Below are 16,259 nucleotides of genomic sequence, written 5' to 3' on the forward strand. Positions count from 1 at the left end.
GGGTCAGACGACGGCGACCGACCGGCCGCCGGGTCTGGGTTGTCGTTCGGGGTCGATCCAGGGTGGCGGGGTGAACCACGGGAGGCCGTCGATCATGTCGATCCGCCAGTGCCCGTGGTGGATCACTTGGTGGTGGTGTCGGCAGAGCAACGTGAGGTTGTCGAGGCAGGTGGGGCCGCCGTCGGCCCAGTACTCGATGTGGTGGGCGTGGCAGCGGCGGGGTCGGCGTGGGCAGCCGGGGAAGGCGCAGCCGCCGTCGCGGTAGTTGAGCGCCCGGCGCATCGCGTCGGGGATGAGCCGCGAGCGGCGCCCGATGTCGAGTGGCTCGGACTTCGAGCCCAGCACCATCGGCACGATGTCGGCGTCGCAGGCCCACCGTCGGACGGTGGCCGGGTCGCACAGCGCCCCGGAGTCCAGCGTGCCGTGTCCGGTCGCGAGCTGGAGCCAGCGGTGGTCCATCGTGATCGTCAACAGCGCCCGCCCTGGCCCGCGGGTGGTCTCCGGTGCCGGCGCTGGTGCAGCTGCCGGCTCAGCTTCGGGGCGGCGGGGCTCGGGGATCAGCGCGTCCTCGAGCGGCGCGTCGTCGCCCGCGTCGACGGTGTCGGCCTCGTCGGCGGCCGCGTCGTCAGCTCCCGCATCATCGGCTCCCGAGTCGTCGGACTCAGGGTCAGTGCCGTGGTCGGGCTCAGTGCCGTGGTCGGCCTCGGTGCCGGCCTCGTTCTGGCGGGTGTCGGTGACCAGTCCGTGGGGTCCGAGGGCGTCGGCGAACACCTCTTTGAACGCGCACGCCTGCCGATTGCCCAACGGGCGGTGGTCGTCCGAGCCGGTCGGGGTGGCCAGCACCCCGATGCCTTCGCGGATCATCTCCGCGTCGACCGCGTCGTGGATCCGGATCCGCATCTCCAACGTGCCGTCCGGGCCCGAGCTCATCTTCAGGTCGTCGAACAGATCCGCGTCCTCGTCCGGCGCCGCCCCCTCGGGATCGAGCCGGCGCAACAACGCGTCCGCGAGCCGCCGCAGGATCGCGGGCGGGAACAGCGTCGCCTTCTCCGCCAGATACGCATCCGCGGCCGGGACCTCGGCCGGGTCGACGTGCTCCATCTTGTCGATCTTCGTCATGGTGCGGCGGATGATCGCCACGTGCTCCGGGGAGATCTCCCCCGACGCGAGCACCGTCGCCGTGTACGGCAACCGGGGCGGCAGCGGCTGTCCCTGCAGCGTCATCCGCGGAGCGAGGTCCTCGGCCTCGGCGCACCACCGTCGCGCCGTCGCCGGATCGACCCGCCAGTTCTCCTGCAGCAACCGGGAGGTGCTGCGATCCCCGGTCACGTGAGCCACACCGAGCCGGTCGAGGTGAGCGATCCGCTCCAGGCGCCGGTAGTAGGCCTGATGAGCCGCGGTCTGCTCCGCGCGGGCAGCGTCGAGCGCCTCCCGCTCGACCAGCCCGGCACCACCTTCGCTCATGTGTTCGAGTCTAGAACCGACCCCCGACAGTCCTGGGCCGGTTCAGGAAGAACGCCCGAACCGCGCCGATCGGACCGGAACGATCAGGTCATCCGTTCGTCGCCTCTAGGATGCCCAGCGTGAGCTCGCCGTGGGAATCGCACCGCGACCGGTCGTCCGAGCCCGGCAACGGGCCGTCCTCCGGGTCGGGGTCGCAGGACGGACCGATGCCGTACTCCCCGCCGACGCCCCACCCGGAGCCGTCGGCGCCCGACTCCCTCGGGTTGGCGCCCTACAGCGACCCGTACCAGTCGGACCCCTACTCGTCCGGCTCCGAGCCGTACTCCTCGAGCGCCTACGGCCCCAGCCCGTACGGGCCGCCCACGCCGTACCCCTCCGGCAACCAGGGCCAGGCGCCCTACGGCCAGGCCCCGTACGGCCAGAGCCAGTACGGGCAGGGCCAGTACAACCAGTACGGCCAGAACCAGTACGGCCAGAACCAGTACGCCCAGAACCAGTACGCCCAGCCCTACGGGGCCGGCCCGTACGCCCAGCCCTATCCCCCGACCCGGCCGGTGTCCGGGCTGGCGATCGCGGCGCTGGTCTGCGGCATCGTCGGGTTCTTCACCGCCGGCCTCGCCTCCATCCCGGCCGTCATCTGCGGGCACATGGCCTGGCGCGAGACGAGCAGCGGCACCCACTCCGGCCACGGGATGGCGATCGCGGGGCTCGCGCTGGGCTACCTGCAGATCCTCGGGTGGGCCCTGTTCTGGCTCATCCTCATCGGCAGCGTCGCCACCGTCTGAACCGGCTGACCCCGTGCTCTTCGCCCTGCGTTTCGCCGAGCCGATCGCGCGCGGCGAGGTCGACCTGACGTTCCGGCGCTGGAAGCGCGCGCAGGTCCGGCCCGGGCGGCCGTACCGCACGCCGGTCGGCCGGCTGCAGGTCGACGAGGTCGACGTCGTGTCACCCGGCGACCTGCAGGATGCCGACGCCCGACGCGCCGGGTTCGACTCGGTCGAGGCGATGCTGGCCGAGGCCGACAAGCACGCCGCGCCGGGCGCCGAGCTCTACCGCGTCCGCTTCCACAAGCTCGACGAGCCCGACCCGCGCTCGGAGCTCGCGGCGAGCGTGCCCGACGCCGACGACCTCGCCGCGGTCCGCCGACGCCTCGACGCCATGGACGCCCGCAGCGCGCACGGGCCGTGGGCCTGGGCGACGCTCGCGGCGATCGCCGAGCGCCCCGCCGTGCGCGCCCCCGACCTCGCGGCGTCCTTCGGCCGCGAGACCGCGCCGTTCAAGACCGACGTCCGTCGGCTCAAGGCGCTCGGCCTCACGCACTCGCTGCCCGTCGGCTACGAGCTCTCCCCGCGCGGACGGGCCGTGCTCGACTCCAGGAGCTAACGCGCCCACGCCGGGTGCACCGTGCGCACGACGGCGATGCCGTCGAGGTCCGTGCCCGGCCGGCACGGCACCACCGCGCCCGCGGGTGACGACGACGAGATCTCGTCACCGACCGACCGCCGGGTGACCCCGTCCGATGCCCACGTCGCCACCGCCGGCGGGGCACCGTCGAGAGAGCGCAGGTCGACCACCGAATCCCGCGGGCCTGCGGCGAGCACCGCGGCCTCGAGCGACCCGTCCGGGGCGGCGGGCAGGCGCTGGACCTTGGACGTGCGCGACACCCCGAACAGGCGCCGGCGCAACGCGCGCGTCCTCCCCTCGCCCGCCGAGAGCACCAGCGGGCGGTAGGCGTCGCCGAGTCGTGCGCGCAGGTGGAACCCGGCGCTCGGCGGGTCCTCGCGGGCCACGACGTGGTCGGCCTGCGCCCAGAGGACCACCCGGCCGTCGGGACCCGCCGCGTCGAGGGCCTCGAGCACGCCCTCGGCCATCAGCCGCTCGGCCACCGCGTCCGCACCCTCGGGCGGCGCCGCGGCGAGCTCGGCGGCGCGGGCGAGGAACCCCGCGTGCCGCACGGCCTCGGCGCGCTGCTCGGGCGAGGTGGCGGCGACGAGCGCCGGCACGTCCTGGTCGAGCCGCGCCCGCACGCGGTCGACCGCGGCGCGCGCGGTGTCGTCGGCGTGCCCGAGCGCGAGGTCGGCGAGGGCGTCGGCGACGGTCGCGAGCAGGTCCGGGTCCACGGTCCGCAGGTAGGCGCCGACGACCCGGACGGCCGTCGCCGGCCGGCGGGCGTCCACGCCGACGACCCGGACGTCCGCCCCCGACAGTCCGCGCACGACCTCGAGCACCTCGCGGGTGTTCCAGCTCCAGGAGCCGAGCGACTCGAGCGCCTCCCCGGCCGACCCCGTCCCCTCCCGCAGGTGCGCGTCGAGCACCGTGGTGCCCGCGTCGCTCGCCTGCAGCGCGAGGGTGCGGACGCCGGCGTCGCGCACGAGGCCCTCGATCAGCCGGTGGGCGAGCTGCGCCAGCTCACGGGTGCCGACCACCGCGGGGCCGAGCGCGAGGACCCGCGCGTCGGCGGCGGCGTCGATCCAGGCCGCGACGCCGTCCTCGACGGCCGCGCCGTCCTCCAGGTCGTCCGGCACCGCGATCGGCCGCGCGTGCGCGGCGAGCCACTGCGTCACCTCGGTGTCGGTCACGGCGTGCACCCTGGCAGGCACCGTCACGCCGACAGCGGGAGGGCCGACACCGCCGGGGTCACCGCCGGGGTCACCGCCACCGCGGTCCCGTCGTACACCGCCGCGATCGCCGCGCCCCAGGTCGGCGCGGTGAAGCGCGCGCGGAACGACGCCGACGCCGCGCGGCGCAGCCCTCGCCGCGGGCGAGCACGTCGTCGATGCCGGCCTGCAGCTCCGCGGTGGTCGGCGAGGAGCTGGTGACCACGCCGAGGTCGTGGGCCGCGACGTCGTCGGCGGCGCTGTTGCCGTCGACGGCGAGCACGGGCACGCCCGCGGCGAGCGCCTCGAGGTACACCGTCGGCAGCCCTTCGAACCACCGCGACGGCACGACCAGCCCGGCGTAGCCGCCCATGGCCTCGCGCAGCGCGGCGTTGTCCATGCCGCCGAGCAGCCGGACGCCGTCCGGGGCCCCGACCTGGAGGAGGGCGTCCTCGATCTCGGCCCGCAGCGCGCCCTCGCCCACGATGTCGAGCCCGACGCCGGTCGGCCAGGAACGCACGAGCTCGAGCACACCCTTCTCGGGGGTGAGGCGGGCGATGCAGAGCCAGCGGTCGCCGACGGTCGTGGTCGGGGTCGCGCCGGCCGTCACGAAGTTCGGCACGACGTGCAGGCGCTCGGCCCCGACGCCGGCGTCGGCGTAGGTGCGGCGCGCGCGCTCGGAGAGGACGACGATCGCGTCGGCGCGGGCGAGCAGCGGGTCCGCCGAGACCCCGTGCCGGCCGCGCCACGCCAGCGGCAGCGACGCGACGCGCGAGCCGTGGAAGCAGCCGTGGCGCACCGCCCCCCAGCGGTCGCCCGACGGGCAGGCGGTGCACGGGGCGCCGTCGCGGAAGAGGTAGCCGTTGGCGCACATCGGCCGGAAGTTGTGCAGCGTCGCGACGATCCGTCCGGGCCAGTCGCGCAGCCACCCGGTGCCGAAGTTCGGGAAGAGGTTGTGCACGTGCACCACGTCGGGCACGAACGCGGCGAGCTCGGCCGTCGGGTCGGGGCCGACCCCGGTCGCCGTGGTCAGCGCGGCCTCCACCGGGTACGACGCACGCGCCAGGCGTTCGTCGGTGTGGCGGGCGACGAGCGCGACCTCGTGCCCCTCGGCGCGCAGGGCCTCGACCTGGGCCAGCACCACCTGGTTCTCGCCGCTCGGGACGCGGCTGGAGTAGAAGCTGTGGACGACGGCGATGCGCATGGTCAGGCCTTCTGGGGGTGAGGGAGGCGGCCAACGGGGGATCTGGCGGCGAGGGACCTGGCGCCGTCGAGCGCCCGGACGGCGAGCAGGACGACGGCCGTGTACATCAGCAGGCGCACGGCGGAGCGCAGGTTGTACTGCGTGATCAACACGGTGAAGACGAGCGGCAGGGCGGTGAGCACCAGCGCGACCCCGCGCCGGCCGGTCTCGAGGAGCACGGCGATCCGGTGGTCGACGGTGCCGAGGAAGAGCCCGACGACGAACCAGAAGCCGACCAGCACGCCCCAGCCGTAGTTGCCGAGCTCGCCGGCGCCCGCGAACGGCGTGAACTGGTTGATGCGCAGTCCCTGGTAGATGTCGTACCAGCCGGCCATCGACCCGGGCAGCGGGTTGATCTGGACGAAGAAGTACTCCAGGGGCAGCGGGGCCACCTGGAAGGCGGTGGCGCCGATCAGCGGGAACGAGATCAGCAGGTTGTCCGCGGCGCCGCCGAGCAGGTCGCCCTGCTGGGCGATGTCGGGCAGCGCCTCGAGGTAGGGCAGCAGCCCGTGCGCGCCGACGCCCCGCACGAACAGCGGGATCGGCAGCAGCAGCAGGCTCGCGACGAGTGCGGCGGCGAGCCCGATCCGCGTGCCCCGCGACGGCCGCGCGACGTGCGCGCCGACCGCGAGCAGCAGCGGGACCAGGGCGAGGCGGCGGCTGCCGAGCGCGAAGAACAGCAGGACGTAGCCGAGGGCGAGGGCGGCCGGGAGGAGCCGGCGGGCGCCGCGCTCGGCGCCGAGGACGAGGCCGCAGCCGACCACGCCGGCGAGGCCGAGCATCGAGATCGCGCCACCGGCGGACCCGGCGTCGCCGATCAGGTAGGAGCTGCGCGAGAGGAGCTCGGGGCCCTGCACGGCGATCGTGGCCGCGAGCGGCAGCGCGGCCGCGCCGAGCAGGAGCAGGCGCGTCGACGGCTCGCCGGTGAACACGCCGGCGTCGGGCAGCAGGGCCTGCGCAGCCATCCCGTCGAGGCCGGTGTGACGACGCCCGGCGCCGAGCCCCGCGAGCGCGGTCGCCCCGCCGATCAAGAGCGTCGTCGCCGACACGGCGAGCAGCAGCGCGGTGCGCAGCGTCTCGGAGTCGCCGAGCGCCAGGGTCGCGCTGACGCCGCCGGCGGCGCCGACGCTGCGCCCGAACGCGGCGCCGAAGCCGGCGGTGGCGAGCAGGGTCGTCGCGACCAGCAGCAGCGGCGAGACCCAGCCGTCGAGGAAGCGCCGGCGCACCGCGAAGGCGACCGCGCACGGGACGCCGAGCAGCGCGAGCCACACCAGCGCGTGCCCGGAGTGCACGGCCGCGAGGGTCAGCCCGGCGGTGGCGAGCACCCCGGCGCCGTACAGCGCGCCCCGCTGGGTGGTGGTCACGGCACGTCCAGCGCGGGGGCGTGATGCCGGGGAGGGCGCCGGTCCCGTGCGTCCGCCACGTCGGCGCGGGCCGGGTGCTGTCCTTGCGGTGCGCGCCGCGGCCGCGGGGACGCGAGGGTTCCGGCACGGCCAGGCCGACGGGCTCGGGGGTGCGCTCACGGGTCCGCTCCTGGGTGGCGTCATCGGGACGACGCGCGCCCCCGCTCGGTCCGGATGCGGGTGGTCGTCGGCTCCGGGGCGGGGGCCGGGGTGCGCTGCGAGCCGGGGGTGCGGTGCGAGCCCGACCCCGCCCCCGACCCCGACCCCGACCCGTAGGACCCGTAGGCGCCGTAGCCGTACCCCTCGCCGGCCCCGGAGCGCGGGACCTGCGCGAGCACGGTGCCCACGAGGTGGGCCCCGGCGGTCTCCAGCGTCGCGACGGCCTGGCGGACCGCGCCGGTCGAGGTGGACCCGTGGCGGGCCAGCAGGACGACGGCGTCGCAGCGCCGGGAGAGCACCGCGCCGTCGGTGACCGGCAGCAGCGGCGCGGAGTCGACGATCACCCAGTCGTAGCGGCCGCGCAGCTCGTCGAGGGTGGCCCCGAGCCGGCGGGACTCGAGCAGCTCGCTCGGGTTCGGCGGGACCGGGCCGGCGACGACGACGTCCAGGCGTCCCGTCCGCTGCACGACCTGGCCGACCGGGGTGCCGCCCGCGAGCACCGTGGTGAGACCGACCGCGGGCTCGAGGCCGAACATCGTCGCGAGCACGGGCCGGCGCAGGTCGGCCTCGAGCAGCAGCACGCGGCCCCCGAGGTCGGCGATGCTCAGCGCGACGTTGGCGGCCGTGGTGCTCTTGCCCTCGCCCGGCACCGCGCTGGTGATCATGACGACGGCCGCGCCGTCCTCGCGGTCGACGGTGACGAAGCGCAGGTTGCTGCGCAGCTTGCGGTAGGCCTCGGAGGTGGCCGACGCGGGCCGGTCGAGCACCGCGAGCGGGTTCGCGGCGGCGCGGGGGTCGTGGCCGACCTGCCCGAGGTCGGGGGCACCGGCGAGCGCGGCGAGCGCGGCCGCGTCGGTGACCGTGGTGTCCATCGCGGCCCGGGCCACCGCGACCGCGGCGCCGACGAGCAGGCCCATCACCAGCCCGAGGACCAGGTCGACGACGGGCCGCGGCGACACCGGGTTCGGGTCGGGCTGCGCGGCGAGCGCCGTGTGCACCGAGACCACCGGGGTGGCGCCGGCGGTGGGGTCGGCGGCGCGTTCCATGCCGGCGACGACGTCGCCGAGGACCTCGCCGTAGGTGGTGGCGACGAGCGCGGCGCGCTCGGGGGTGCGCTCGGTGGCCGAGACGAGGAGCAGGGTGGTCTCGGGCTGGTTGGTGACGCTCACCGCGGACTGCAGCTCGTCGGCGGTGGTGCCGCCGACGCGGGTGGCGACCTGCTCGGCGACGCGGTCGCTGGCGAGGATCTCGCGGTAGGACTTCACGCGCTCCTGCGAGAGCAGGCTGCCCTGGTAGGCGTTGGTCGCGTCGGACGCCCCGCTCGCGACGTAGAGCGTCGAGGTCGACCGGTACTCGCGCGGGCTCAGCAGGATCACGCCGACGCCGACGAGGACGCCGATCAGCGCGAAGACCACCAGGGTCGACCAGCGCGCGCGGATCGCGGCGAGGTGGCTGACGATCACGGGACGTCCTTCCGGGTGCAGTCGGGAGATGTCGCTGACGGGGCTGACGGGATGGCGCTCACGCGGCCCACGTCTCGTAGAGCCGGACCGCCGTCCCGCCGGGGGCGTGGCGGTAGAACTCCCAGCACGCGACGGGCGCGGGCAGGGCCGGGATGCGCGCGTCGCGCACCGTCGCGGGGGCGCCGTCCGGCAGCGCGATCTCGGCGCGGTCGCCGGTGAGGGTCACGTCGAGCACCAGCGGGGTGCCGTCGGTGGGCAGCGGCGGGTCGAAGCTCCCGGTGGCGATCTCGTGGAGCTGCGAGGCCTGGGCGACGCCGAGGATCCAGCGCCGCGGGGTGGCCACGAGGTGCACGGGCGCCTCGATCGTCCCGGGGCCGTCCGGGGGCAGCGCCCCGCGCCAGGCCGCGAGGCACAGCGACCCGTCGTCGGAGGTGCCGGGCCCGGGGACGAACCCGAACCGCGCGCCGAGCCGCGTCACGGGCGAGCCCAGGTCCTGGTTGACGTAGACGGCGCTGCGGCTGTCGCCGAGCTCCCCGTCCAGTGCGCCCGCGCGCACCACCGGCCCGCTGACGGGCCCCGACGCGCGGAGCACGAACGGCACGCCCTCGTCGCCGCGGGCGGGGATCGGGCCGTCGGCGTGGTCGCGCCACACCGTCCGGACCCGCGGTGCGGGCGGGACGACGGGCGTGTCGCCGTCGGTCGAGCAGCTGCAGGCCGCGGCCAGGAGCAGCGCGGCGGTGCCGCCGAGGAGGGCGCGGCGGGAGAGGCGGGTGGTCACCGGGCCACCTCGAGATCGCCCGCGGCGGCGGGGGCGGGAACTGTCGCGCGGTTGCCGTGACCGGCGTGCCGCGGGGCGGGGGTCGTGCACAGCAGGATCAGGTCGACGAGCAGCGCGGCGCCGGCGAGGCCCCAGGCGAGGGCGACGACGCCGCCGAGGCCCATGCCCGTCGTGGCGGCGCCGACCAGGACCGTCGAGCCCAGCACCTGCAGCCCGAAGAGCGTGCGGGCGCGGTGGAAGCCGCGGAGCTGGGCGTGGAACGGCACGCCGAGCACCCAGAACGCCGACTGCAGCGCGATCGGCACGACGAGCGCGGCGTAGCCGGTGTACTGCGGGAACAGCAGGTCGAGCAGGGTGTCGCGCAGCGGGATGACCATCAGCACCACGGCGGCCAGCGCCACCGAGGCGATCACCGCGAACCGCCGCGCGTGACGCGCGGCCTCGACGTCGCGGCGGGCCACCGCCCCCGCGACGAGCGGGGTGACGAGCACGAGCAGCGCCGCCGCGACCGTGGCGGTGGGCTGGAAGATCAGCAGCTGCACCGCGCGGAGCCCCGCAGCGTCGGTGGGCGCGAGCAGCGTGCCCGCGAGCACCAGCACGGCGTAGATCTCGCACTGCCCGAGCACCGAGGTGAGCACGAACCAGGCCGACAGCGAGCGCGTGCGCCGCGCCCAGGCCCGGGGGCAGCAGGGGCGCAGCGAGCCGCCCCCGATCGCCGCGGCGACGATCAGGCCGGTCAGCGCGCCGACGCCCCAGGACGTCGCGAGCCCGGCGACGCTGAAGCCGATCCCGCCGAGGGCCAGGACGCCGAGCACGACGACCTGCGCGGCGGCCCAGGCCCCGTCGGAGGCGAGCGCGTGGCCCGGCCGGCCCTGGCTGAGGAAGACGAACCGGCGGGCGTCCTGCATGAGCGCGATCGGCACCCACGGCGCGAGCCAGACCAGCCCGGAGAGGGTGTCGTGACCGAGGGCGCCGCCGACCAGGCAGACCGCGGAGCCGACGACGCCGAGCACCATCGCGGCCCCCGTCGACGACCGCACGATCGCGGCCCGGTCGTCCCGCGCGACGGTCGGCAGGTAGGCCAGCAGGACCTCGCCGATCACCGCGCGCCCCAGGGCGAGCACGACGGTGACCACGGCGTACGAGACGACGAACGTCGCGAACCCGGCCGGCGCCAGCGCCCAGGAGGCGACGAACGCGGTGAGGAAGTTGGTGCCGGAGCTGAGGATCTGGTCGGCCACCCCGAGAACGGGACGGCGAGCGGACGTGCGTGCGGCGGTCCCCGACACGGTCCCCGACGCAGGGCTCACCGGACGTCCGCGACAGCGCGGTGGAAGAAGGCGAGCTCGGGCTTCAGCGCGCGCTTGGCGACGGCGGGAACGCCCTCGTAGAGGGTGTGCCCCTCGGCGAGTGGCCCCTTGACGACCGAGCCCGCCGAGACGATGACGTTGTCCGGGATGACCGCCCCGGGCAGCAGGACCGAGCTCGTCGACACCAGCGAGTGGTCGCCCACGATCACCGGCTTGGCGACCTGCTTGAGGCGCACGATGTCGACGGTGTGCGTCATGATCTGCGAGCCGAATCCCGCGATGCCCGAGTAGGCGCCGATCTCGACGAGGTCGCAGCAGTCGATCATGTGCAGGCAGCTGATGAGCGCCGCGCGCTTGAGGCGCAGCACGGGCCGGCGCAGCGGCTGGTCGACGAAGTAGTGCTTGTCGCGGCGCACCGCGTTGACCCACACCAGCGGGCCGATGGCGGCCTCCTCGGCGAGGTTCACCTCCTCGCAGCCGCGGATCACCGAGCAGCTGGCGATGGCCGAGCCGGGGCCCATGACCAGGCGGTCGACGTCGACGAGGCTGCGCCCGAGGCGCGCCGTGGGGTCGATCTCGTGGCCGAGCAGGCCGGTGTGCACCCAGCGGCGCGCCCGCGACGGCAGCACCATCGCGACGCCCGCGGCGACGAGCCGGGACCGGCGGGAACGGAGCCTCATCCGGAGTCTCATGCGGAGTCTCATGCCACGGCCTCGTCCCCGGCGGTGGCCTGCGGGCCGGCCACGACCATCCACGGACGCGGAGCGGCGAGGTCCTTGCGGATCGTGAAGCCGAAGATGTTGCCCTGGCGGCGGGCGACGCCGTTGAGGGCGAGGTTGACCGCGCCGACGAGCGCCGCGCGGTTCGGGCGCCCCCCGCCGCCGAGGACCTGGCGCATGCCCGGGGTCAGCGCGCGGTCGGTGCCGATGAGCCAGCGGGAGTGGAACTCGACGGGGACCGCGCGGCCCGGGTCGAACGACGCGATCGTCTTCTCGACCTCGCGGCGGGTCCAGCGGTAGACGTGGTTCGGCACGCCGGTGCCGTCGACCCCTCCGGTGGTCCCGCCGCCGTCGGCGACGGCGTCGAGCTCGTAGGAGTTCGCGAGGCCGAGGCGCTGCGCGGCTCGCATCAGCGGCGAGTCCTGGTTCTCGACGGCCACGACGGTCTTCGCCGCGATCCGGTACATCTCGTGCAGCGCCTCGTGCGGGCGGCTGCAGTGGTGCAGGCCTGCGTGCCCGATGACGTGGTCGTAGCCGCGGTCGGGGACGTCCATGGCGTGGGCGTCGGCCGTGCGCGCCTCGGGCAGGCGGCTCGACACCGAGGTCGGCGCGAGGTTCGTGAACGTGCAGCGCGTCAGGCCGAGGCGGCGGGTGACGTCGCGGTCGAACTCCCCGGCGAACTGCACCAGGACGCGGTCGTGACGGTGGATGACCTCGCGGTCCATGAGGCCGGCGAGGATCTCCTCGTAGGTGCCGGCGCCGTTCTCGGCCATGACGGGTTCTCGTCTCTCTACAGCGGTGGTGGGGGATCAGCCGGCGAGGGAGCGCGGCGTGTGGTGCTGGAAACCGAGCACCGGCAGCGGCGTGAGGGAGGCGACCGGGCCCTCGAGGGCGCCCATCTCGGCGTCGACCATCACGCGGGCGAGCTCGGGGGTGTGGGTGCGCGCCGTCCAGCCGAGGACGTCGCGGGCCTTGCTCGCGTCGCCGATCAGCGCGTCGACCTCGCTGGGCCGCAGGTAGCGCTCGTCGAAGCGGATGTGGTCGGTCCAGTCGAGGCCGACGTGGTCGAAGGTGAGGCGGACGAAGTCGCCGACGGTGGAGGCGGTGCCCGTGGCGAGGACGTAGTCGTCGGGGGTCTCGGCCTGCAGCATCCGCCACATGCCCTCGACGTACTCGGGGGCGAAGCCCCAGTCGCGGACGGCGTCGAGGTTGCCCAGGTGCAGGTGCTGCTCGAGGCCCAGCGCGATGCGCGCGGCGGCGCGGGCGATCTTGCGGGTCACGAACGTCTCGCCGCGGCGCGGGGACTCGTGGTTGAACAGGATGCCGTTGACCGCGTACATGCCGTAGGCCTCGCGGTAGTTGCGGGCGACCCAGTAGCCGTAGACCTTGGCCGCGCCGTAGGGCGAGCGCGGGTGGAACGGCGTGGCCTCCGACTGCGGCGGCGCCGTCGCGCCGAACATCTCTGAGCTCGACGCCTGGTAGAAGCGCGTCTCCAGCCCGATCATGCGGATCGCCTCGAGCAGCCGGATCGTGCCCAGGCCCGTGGTGTCGCCGGTGAACTCGGGCTCGTCGAAGCTCACGCGCACGTGGGACTGCGCGCCCAGGTGGTAGACCTCGTCGGGCCGGATGCGCGAGAGCAGCGTGACCAGCCGCGAGGAGTCGGTGAGGTCGCCGTAGTGCAGGAACAGGCGGACGTCGTCCTCGTGCGGGTCGACGTAGAGGTGGTCCAGGCGGCCCGTCGAGAACGACGACGAGCGCCGCACCAGACCGTGCACCTCGTAGCCCTTGCCCAGCAGCAGCTCGGCGAGGTACGAGCCGTCCTGACCGGTGATGCCGGTGATGAAGGCGGTCTTGCGAGTGGTCACGACAGCTCCTTGACGGCGGATCGGGGCAGGGTGAGGACGTCGGCGTCGACGTCCGGGGCGGTGGTGATGCGGCCCGCGGCGAGGTCGCGCACCCAGGCGCCGTACCGCCGGTGCGCCTCGTGCTCGGTGTAGGAGCCGGCGGCGTAGCGGGCGGCCGCGGCGCCGTGACGGGCGGCGGCGTCGGGGTCGGCGACCAGGGCGAGCGCGGCCTCGACGAGGGCGGCCGGGTCGCCGGGGGCGACGATCGGGCCCGCGTGTGCGGCGCGGACCTCGCGGGCCGCCGCGCTGGTCGCGTTCGTCGCGGCGAGCACGGGCCGGCCGGCGGCGAAGTAGGAGGTCAGCTTGCTGGGCGCGCACATCTCGGCGACCTCGGGCCGCTCGTGCAGCAGGAGCACGTCGGCGGCCGCGAGGGCGGTGCGGAACGTGTCGGTGGGCAGCGGGTCGATCACCGTGAAGCGCTCGACGCCCCGCGCGGCGTCGACGAGCCGGGCGCGCTGGTTGCCGTCGCCCAGCAGCACGAAACGCAACGGCAGGCCCCGCGCGTCGGCCAGCCGCGCCGCGTCGACGACGCCGTCGAGGCCCTGCTTCGCGCCGATGTTGCCGGCGTGCAGCACCACGGCCTCGCCCTGCGGCCAGCCCAGGGCACGCCGGGCGGCGATGACGTCGTCGGTGCGGTGATCGGTCTGCTCGAGGTGGGTCCAGTTGCGGATCGTCGTCACGCGCTCCGCGGGCAGGCCCGCGCGCAGCAGCGCGTCGCGCAGGACGTCGTGCACGGCGACGATGCCGTCGGCCCCGCCGAGCAGGGAGCTCTCGAGACGGCCGACGGCACCGGCGCCGCGGCCGCCCAGGGCGCCGGCCTCGGCGACGGCGGCCCCGTAGAGGTCCTGGACGATGACGCCGACCGGGGCGCCCCCGCCGCGGGTGCGGGCCACCCAGCGCGCCGCGCCGACCGAGAGCAGCGCGGGGCTGACGGCGAGCACGACGTCGGGGCGGGGTCCGCGCACGAGCGCCGAGCGCATCGCGAACACGGCCTCCATCCCGATGCGCGACGCGCCGGTGGGGCGGGCCGGGACGGGGTGCGGGACGCGGGTGACGCGGACGGCGCCGTCGCGCTCGCGGCGGGCCCGGCGGGCGCCGCGGTAGTCGTCGGCCACCCGCCACTGCGGGTAGTGCGGCATGCCGGTCACGACGTGCACGGCGTGGCCGTCGGCGGCGAGCATCCGGGACAGGCCGGTGGTGTACGGGGCGATCCCGGTGGTCTCCGGGGCGTGGTTGAGCCCGACGATCAGGATGTCGAGGGGCGCGGCGCCGGTCTCGAGCGGTGCGGCGGACATGGGGCGGCCTCCTTCGGGTTCAGTACGCGCCGCGGGCGCTGACGACGGCGGTGAGGGTGCGGGCGAGGATCAGCAGGTCGAGGCCGGGCGACCAGTTCTCGACGTAGCGCAGGTCCAGGCGCACGGTGTCCTCCCAGGAGAGGTCCGAGCGGCCGCTGACCTGCCAGAGCCCGGTCAGGCCGGGGCGCACGAGCAGGCGCCGGCGGGCGTCCTCGGCGTAGTGCCCCACCTCCTCGGGCAGCGGCGGCCGCGGCCCGACCAGCGACATCGAGCCGCCGAGCACGTTGACCAGCTGCGGGAGCTCGTCGAGCGACCAGCGCCGCAGCACGGCGCCGACCCCGGTGACGCGCGGGTCGACGCGGAGCTTGAACAGCGGGCCGGCGCCGTCGTGCTCGCCGATCGGCCGGACGCGCTCGGCGCCGACGACCATCGAACGGAACTTGACCATCGCGAACGGCCGGCCGTCGCGGCCGATCCGGACCTGGCGGTGGAGCACCGGGCCGCCGTCGCGGCGCACGAGCACCGCGATCAGGGCGAACACCGGCGCGAGCAGGACCAGCGCGACCGCGGCGACGACGCGGTCGACCACGGCCTTGACCGCCTGCGGCCCGCCCCGGAACGACGGCGGGCGCAGCCGCAGCAGGGGCAGCCCGTCGACGGGGGTGACGTGCAGCCGCGGGCCGGCGACCTCCATGAGGCCCGGGTCGACGACGAGGTCGACGTCGAGGCCCTCGAGGCGCCACGCGAGCTCGTGGAGGCGTCGCGGCGTCCAGCCCGGGGAGGGCGCGACGGCGACGATCTCGGCGCCGGTGCGGTGGACCTCGGTGGCGACGGCGTCGAGGTCGCCGACGACCGGGACACCGGCGATGTCGGCGTCGACCAGGCGGCCGGCGCCGGTGGCCGTGCAGGCCGCGACGACCCGCCAGCCGTGCGCGGGGGCGCGGCGGGTGCGGGCGACGAGGTCGGCGACGGCGGCCGGGGAGCCGACCGCGAGCACCGGGGAGGTCCAGCGACCCCGCCGGCGGGCCCGGGCGACGGCCGCGCGCAGGGCGAGGCGTCCGAGCGCGGCGGCGACGCCGACGGCGGGGACGGCGAGCAGCGCCCAGGCGTGCCCGACCGGGTCGGCGCCCGACGCGGTGAGCACGAGCGCGAGGAGCGCGACCGTCACCGTGGCGGTGACCGTGCCGCGGGCGACGCGGGCGAACTCGGCCTCACCGGTGCCGAGGACCGCCGGGTCCCAGGCGCGGGCGACCGCGAGGCCCGTGAGCTCGGCGAGGACGGTCGCACCGGCGAGGCCGAGCGTCGTCGGGGTGGCGCCGACGACGGCGAGCGCGGCGACGGCGACACTTGCTACGGCGGCCACGTCGAGCGCGACCGTCGCGCGCCGCAGCACGGTGCGGTGACGACGCGCGGCGCGCGGGGCGACCACGACGGGCCGCGGGCCCGGCGTGGTGACCGCGCGGTCGTGCACCGACCGCACGACCTCCGTCTCGCTGCTCATCGACTCCCCCTCGCTGCGGGTGTTCTCCCGGTTCCGACCTTCTGGTGGTCGCATCGAGCAATCGGACGAGGCCGCTACAGCCGGTTGCCGTAACTGAACGCGCAACTTGACGCTCCACAGCGTCCATTCGGGGTAACAGAACGCCGACACGCGGACACGATCCGGGGTCATCGCGCCCTCCGGGTCGGAACCGACGCGCGAGGGCCGGAGTCGTGTCGCGAGATCTCCGGTTCTTCACCCGATCCGGTCGTGGGGCCCTGAACGGCGTCACGGCGGACGTCGTGACCGCGTGGCGCACCCGGGGCCGCGCCGGTGATCGGGGAAACACCCGGCCGGGTGACGGCGGGGCGACGACCGGGAGGGGTCGACACGGCCCGGCCGGCGACGCAGGGTGCAGGGGTGACTGCGACCGCCAAGTCTCCT

The 16,259-nt window shown here is 75.6% G+C and carries 14 protein-coding genes; 2 read left to right on the forward strand and 12 right to left on the reverse strand.

The genetic code is table 11. The annotated features are described in order from the left end of the window. Positions 1 to 3 precede the first annotated feature (3 nt). A complete protein-coding gene (locus ACQPYN_RS26560) occupies positions 4 to 1,464 on the reverse strand; it encodes a DUF222 domain-containing protein (RefSeq protein WP_433029462.1) in 1,461 nt (486 codons plus the stop codon). Positions 1,465 to 1,583: 119 nt separating this feature from the next. Between ACQPYN_RS26560 and ACQPYN_RS26565 the strand changes: the two genes are divergently transcribed. Both ACQPYN_RS26565 and ACQPYN_RS26570 read left to right on the forward strand, forming a co-directional pair. Beyond that, positions 1,584 to 2,249 (forward strand): DUF4190 domain-containing protein, encoded by a 666-nt coding sequence (locus tag ACQPYN_RS26565; protein WP_433029464.1) that lies wholly within the window; start codon positions 1,584 to 1,586, stop codon positions 2,247 to 2,249. A gap of 13 nt (positions 2,250 to 2,262) precedes the next feature. Continuing rightward, the gene (locus ACQPYN_RS26570) at positions 2,263 to 2,847 is read left to right on the forward strand and encodes a hypothetical protein (RefSeq protein WP_433029466.1); all 585 of its coding nucleotides are present in this window, start codon (positions 2,263 to 2,265) and stop codon (positions 2,845 to 2,847) included. On the opposite strand, the gene ACQPYN_RS26575 is transcribed toward ACQPYN_RS26570, so the two are convergent. The 11 genes from ACQPYN_RS26575 to ACQPYN_RS26625 form a co-directional block, all read right to left on the reverse strand. Next, a complete protein-coding gene (locus ACQPYN_RS26575) occupies positions 2,844 to 4,043 on the reverse strand; it encodes an erythromycin esterase family protein (protein WP_433029468.1) in 1,200 nt (399 codons plus the stop codon). The two genes, ACQPYN_RS26570 and ACQPYN_RS26575, sit on opposite strands and share 4 nt — an antisense overlap. 70 nt (positions 4,044 to 4,113) lie before the next feature. After that, positions 4,114 to 5,265 (reverse strand): glycosyltransferase family 4 protein, encoded by a 1,152-nt coding sequence (locus tag ACQPYN_RS26580; protein ID WP_433029470.1) that lies wholly within the window; start codon positions 5,263 to 5,265, stop codon positions 4,114 to 4,116. Positions 5,266 to 5,267: 2 nt separating this feature from the next. Next, complete coding sequence (locus tag ACQPYN_RS26585; protein WP_433029472.1) at positions 5,268 to 6,668, reverse strand: hypothetical protein; 1,401 nt, start codon at positions 6,666 to 6,668, stop codon at positions 5,268 to 5,270. Positions 6,669 to 6,847: 179 nt separating this feature from the next. Then, the gene (locus ACQPYN_RS26590) at positions 6,848 to 8,329 is read right to left on the reverse strand and encodes a polysaccharide biosynthesis tyrosine autokinase (protein WP_433029474.1); all 1,482 of its coding nucleotides are present in this window, start codon (positions 8,327 to 8,329) and stop codon (positions 6,848 to 6,850) included. Between the two features lie 58 nt (positions 8,330 to 8,387). Further along, entirely contained in the window at positions 8,388 to 9,107 is a 720-nt protein-coding gene (locus ACQPYN_RS26595) for a hypothetical protein (protein WP_433029476.1), read from the reverse strand. Further along, on the reverse strand, positions 9,104 to 10,348 hold the full coding sequence (locus tag ACQPYN_RS26600) for a hypothetical protein (RefSeq protein ID WP_433029478.1): 1,245 nt from the start codon (positions 10,346 to 10,348) through the stop codon (positions 9,104 to 9,106). The genes ACQPYN_RS26595 and ACQPYN_RS26600 overlap by 4 nt, the downstream gene beginning before the upstream one ends. 65 nt (positions 10,349 to 10,413) lie before the next feature. Further along, positions 10,414 to 11,097 (reverse strand): acyltransferase, encoded by a 684-nt coding sequence (locus ACQPYN_RS26605; protein WP_433029480.1) that lies wholly within the window; start codon positions 11,095 to 11,097, stop codon positions 10,414 to 10,416. A 20-nt stretch (positions 11,098 to 11,117) separates the two neighbouring features. After that, positions 11,118 to 11,909, reverse strand: a complete 792-nt coding sequence (locus ACQPYN_RS26610; protein ID WP_433029482.1) for a methyltransferase domain-containing protein — start codon at positions 11,907 to 11,909, stop codon at positions 11,118 to 11,120. Between the two features lie 36 nt (positions 11,910 to 11,945). Beyond that, positions 11,946 to 13,001 carry a GDP-mannose 4,6-dehydratase gene (gmd, locus tag ACQPYN_RS26615; RefSeq protein WP_433029484.1) on the reverse strand — a complete coding sequence of 352 codons (1,056 nt, stop codon included), beginning with the start codon at positions 12,999 to 13,001 and terminating at the stop codon, positions 11,946 to 11,948. Continuing rightward, positions 12,998 to 14,335: a glycosyltransferase family 4 protein gene (locus ACQPYN_RS26620; protein WP_433029486.1), complete on the reverse strand. Its 1,338-nt coding sequence runs from the start codon at positions 14,333 to 14,335 to the stop codon at positions 12,998 to 13,000. The genes gmd and ACQPYN_RS26620 overlap by 4 nt, the downstream gene beginning before the upstream one ends. A 19-nt stretch (positions 14,336 to 14,354) precedes the next feature. Further along, positions 14,355 to 15,836: a sugar transferase gene (locus ACQPYN_RS26625; protein WP_433029488.1), complete on the reverse strand. Its 1,482-nt coding sequence runs from the start codon at positions 15,834 to 15,836 to the stop codon at positions 14,355 to 14,357. Positions 15,837 to 16,259 lie beyond the last annotated feature (423 nt).

Source organism: Actinomycetospora sp. CA-053990 (assembly GCF_050948445.1).
Lineage (GTDB): Bacteria > Actinomycetota > Actinomycetes > Mycobacteriales > Pseudonocardiaceae > Actinomycetospora > Actinomycetospora callitridis.

Bases quoted from the DNA above. Each gene is read 5' to 3' on its own strand.
- ACQPYN_RS26560 (WP_433029462.1), bottom strand. From the start codon at position 1,464: ATGAGCGAAGGTGGTGCCGGGCTGGTCGAGCGGGAGGCGCTCGACGCT.
- ACQPYN_RS26580 (WP_433029470.1), bottom strand. From the start codon at position 5,265: ATGCGCATCGCCGTCGTCCACAGCTTCTACTCCAGCCGCGTCCCGAGC.
- ACQPYN_RS26605 (WP_433029480.1), bottom strand. From the start codon at position 11,097: ATGAGGCTCCGTTCCCGCCGGTCCCGGCTCGTCGCCGCGGGCGTCGCG.
- ACQPYN_RS26610 (WP_433029482.1), bottom strand. From the start codon at position 11,909: ATGGCCGAGAACGGCGCCGGCACCTACGAGGAGATCCTCGCCGGCCTC.
- ACQPYN_RS26620 (WP_433029486.1), bottom strand. From the start codon at position 14,335: ATGTCCGCCGCACCGCTCGAGACCGGCGCCGCGCCCCTCGACATCCTG.
- ACQPYN_RS26625 (WP_433029488.1), bottom strand. From the start codon at position 15,836: ATGAGCAGCGAGACGGAGGTCGTGCGGTCGGTGCACGACCGCGCGGTC.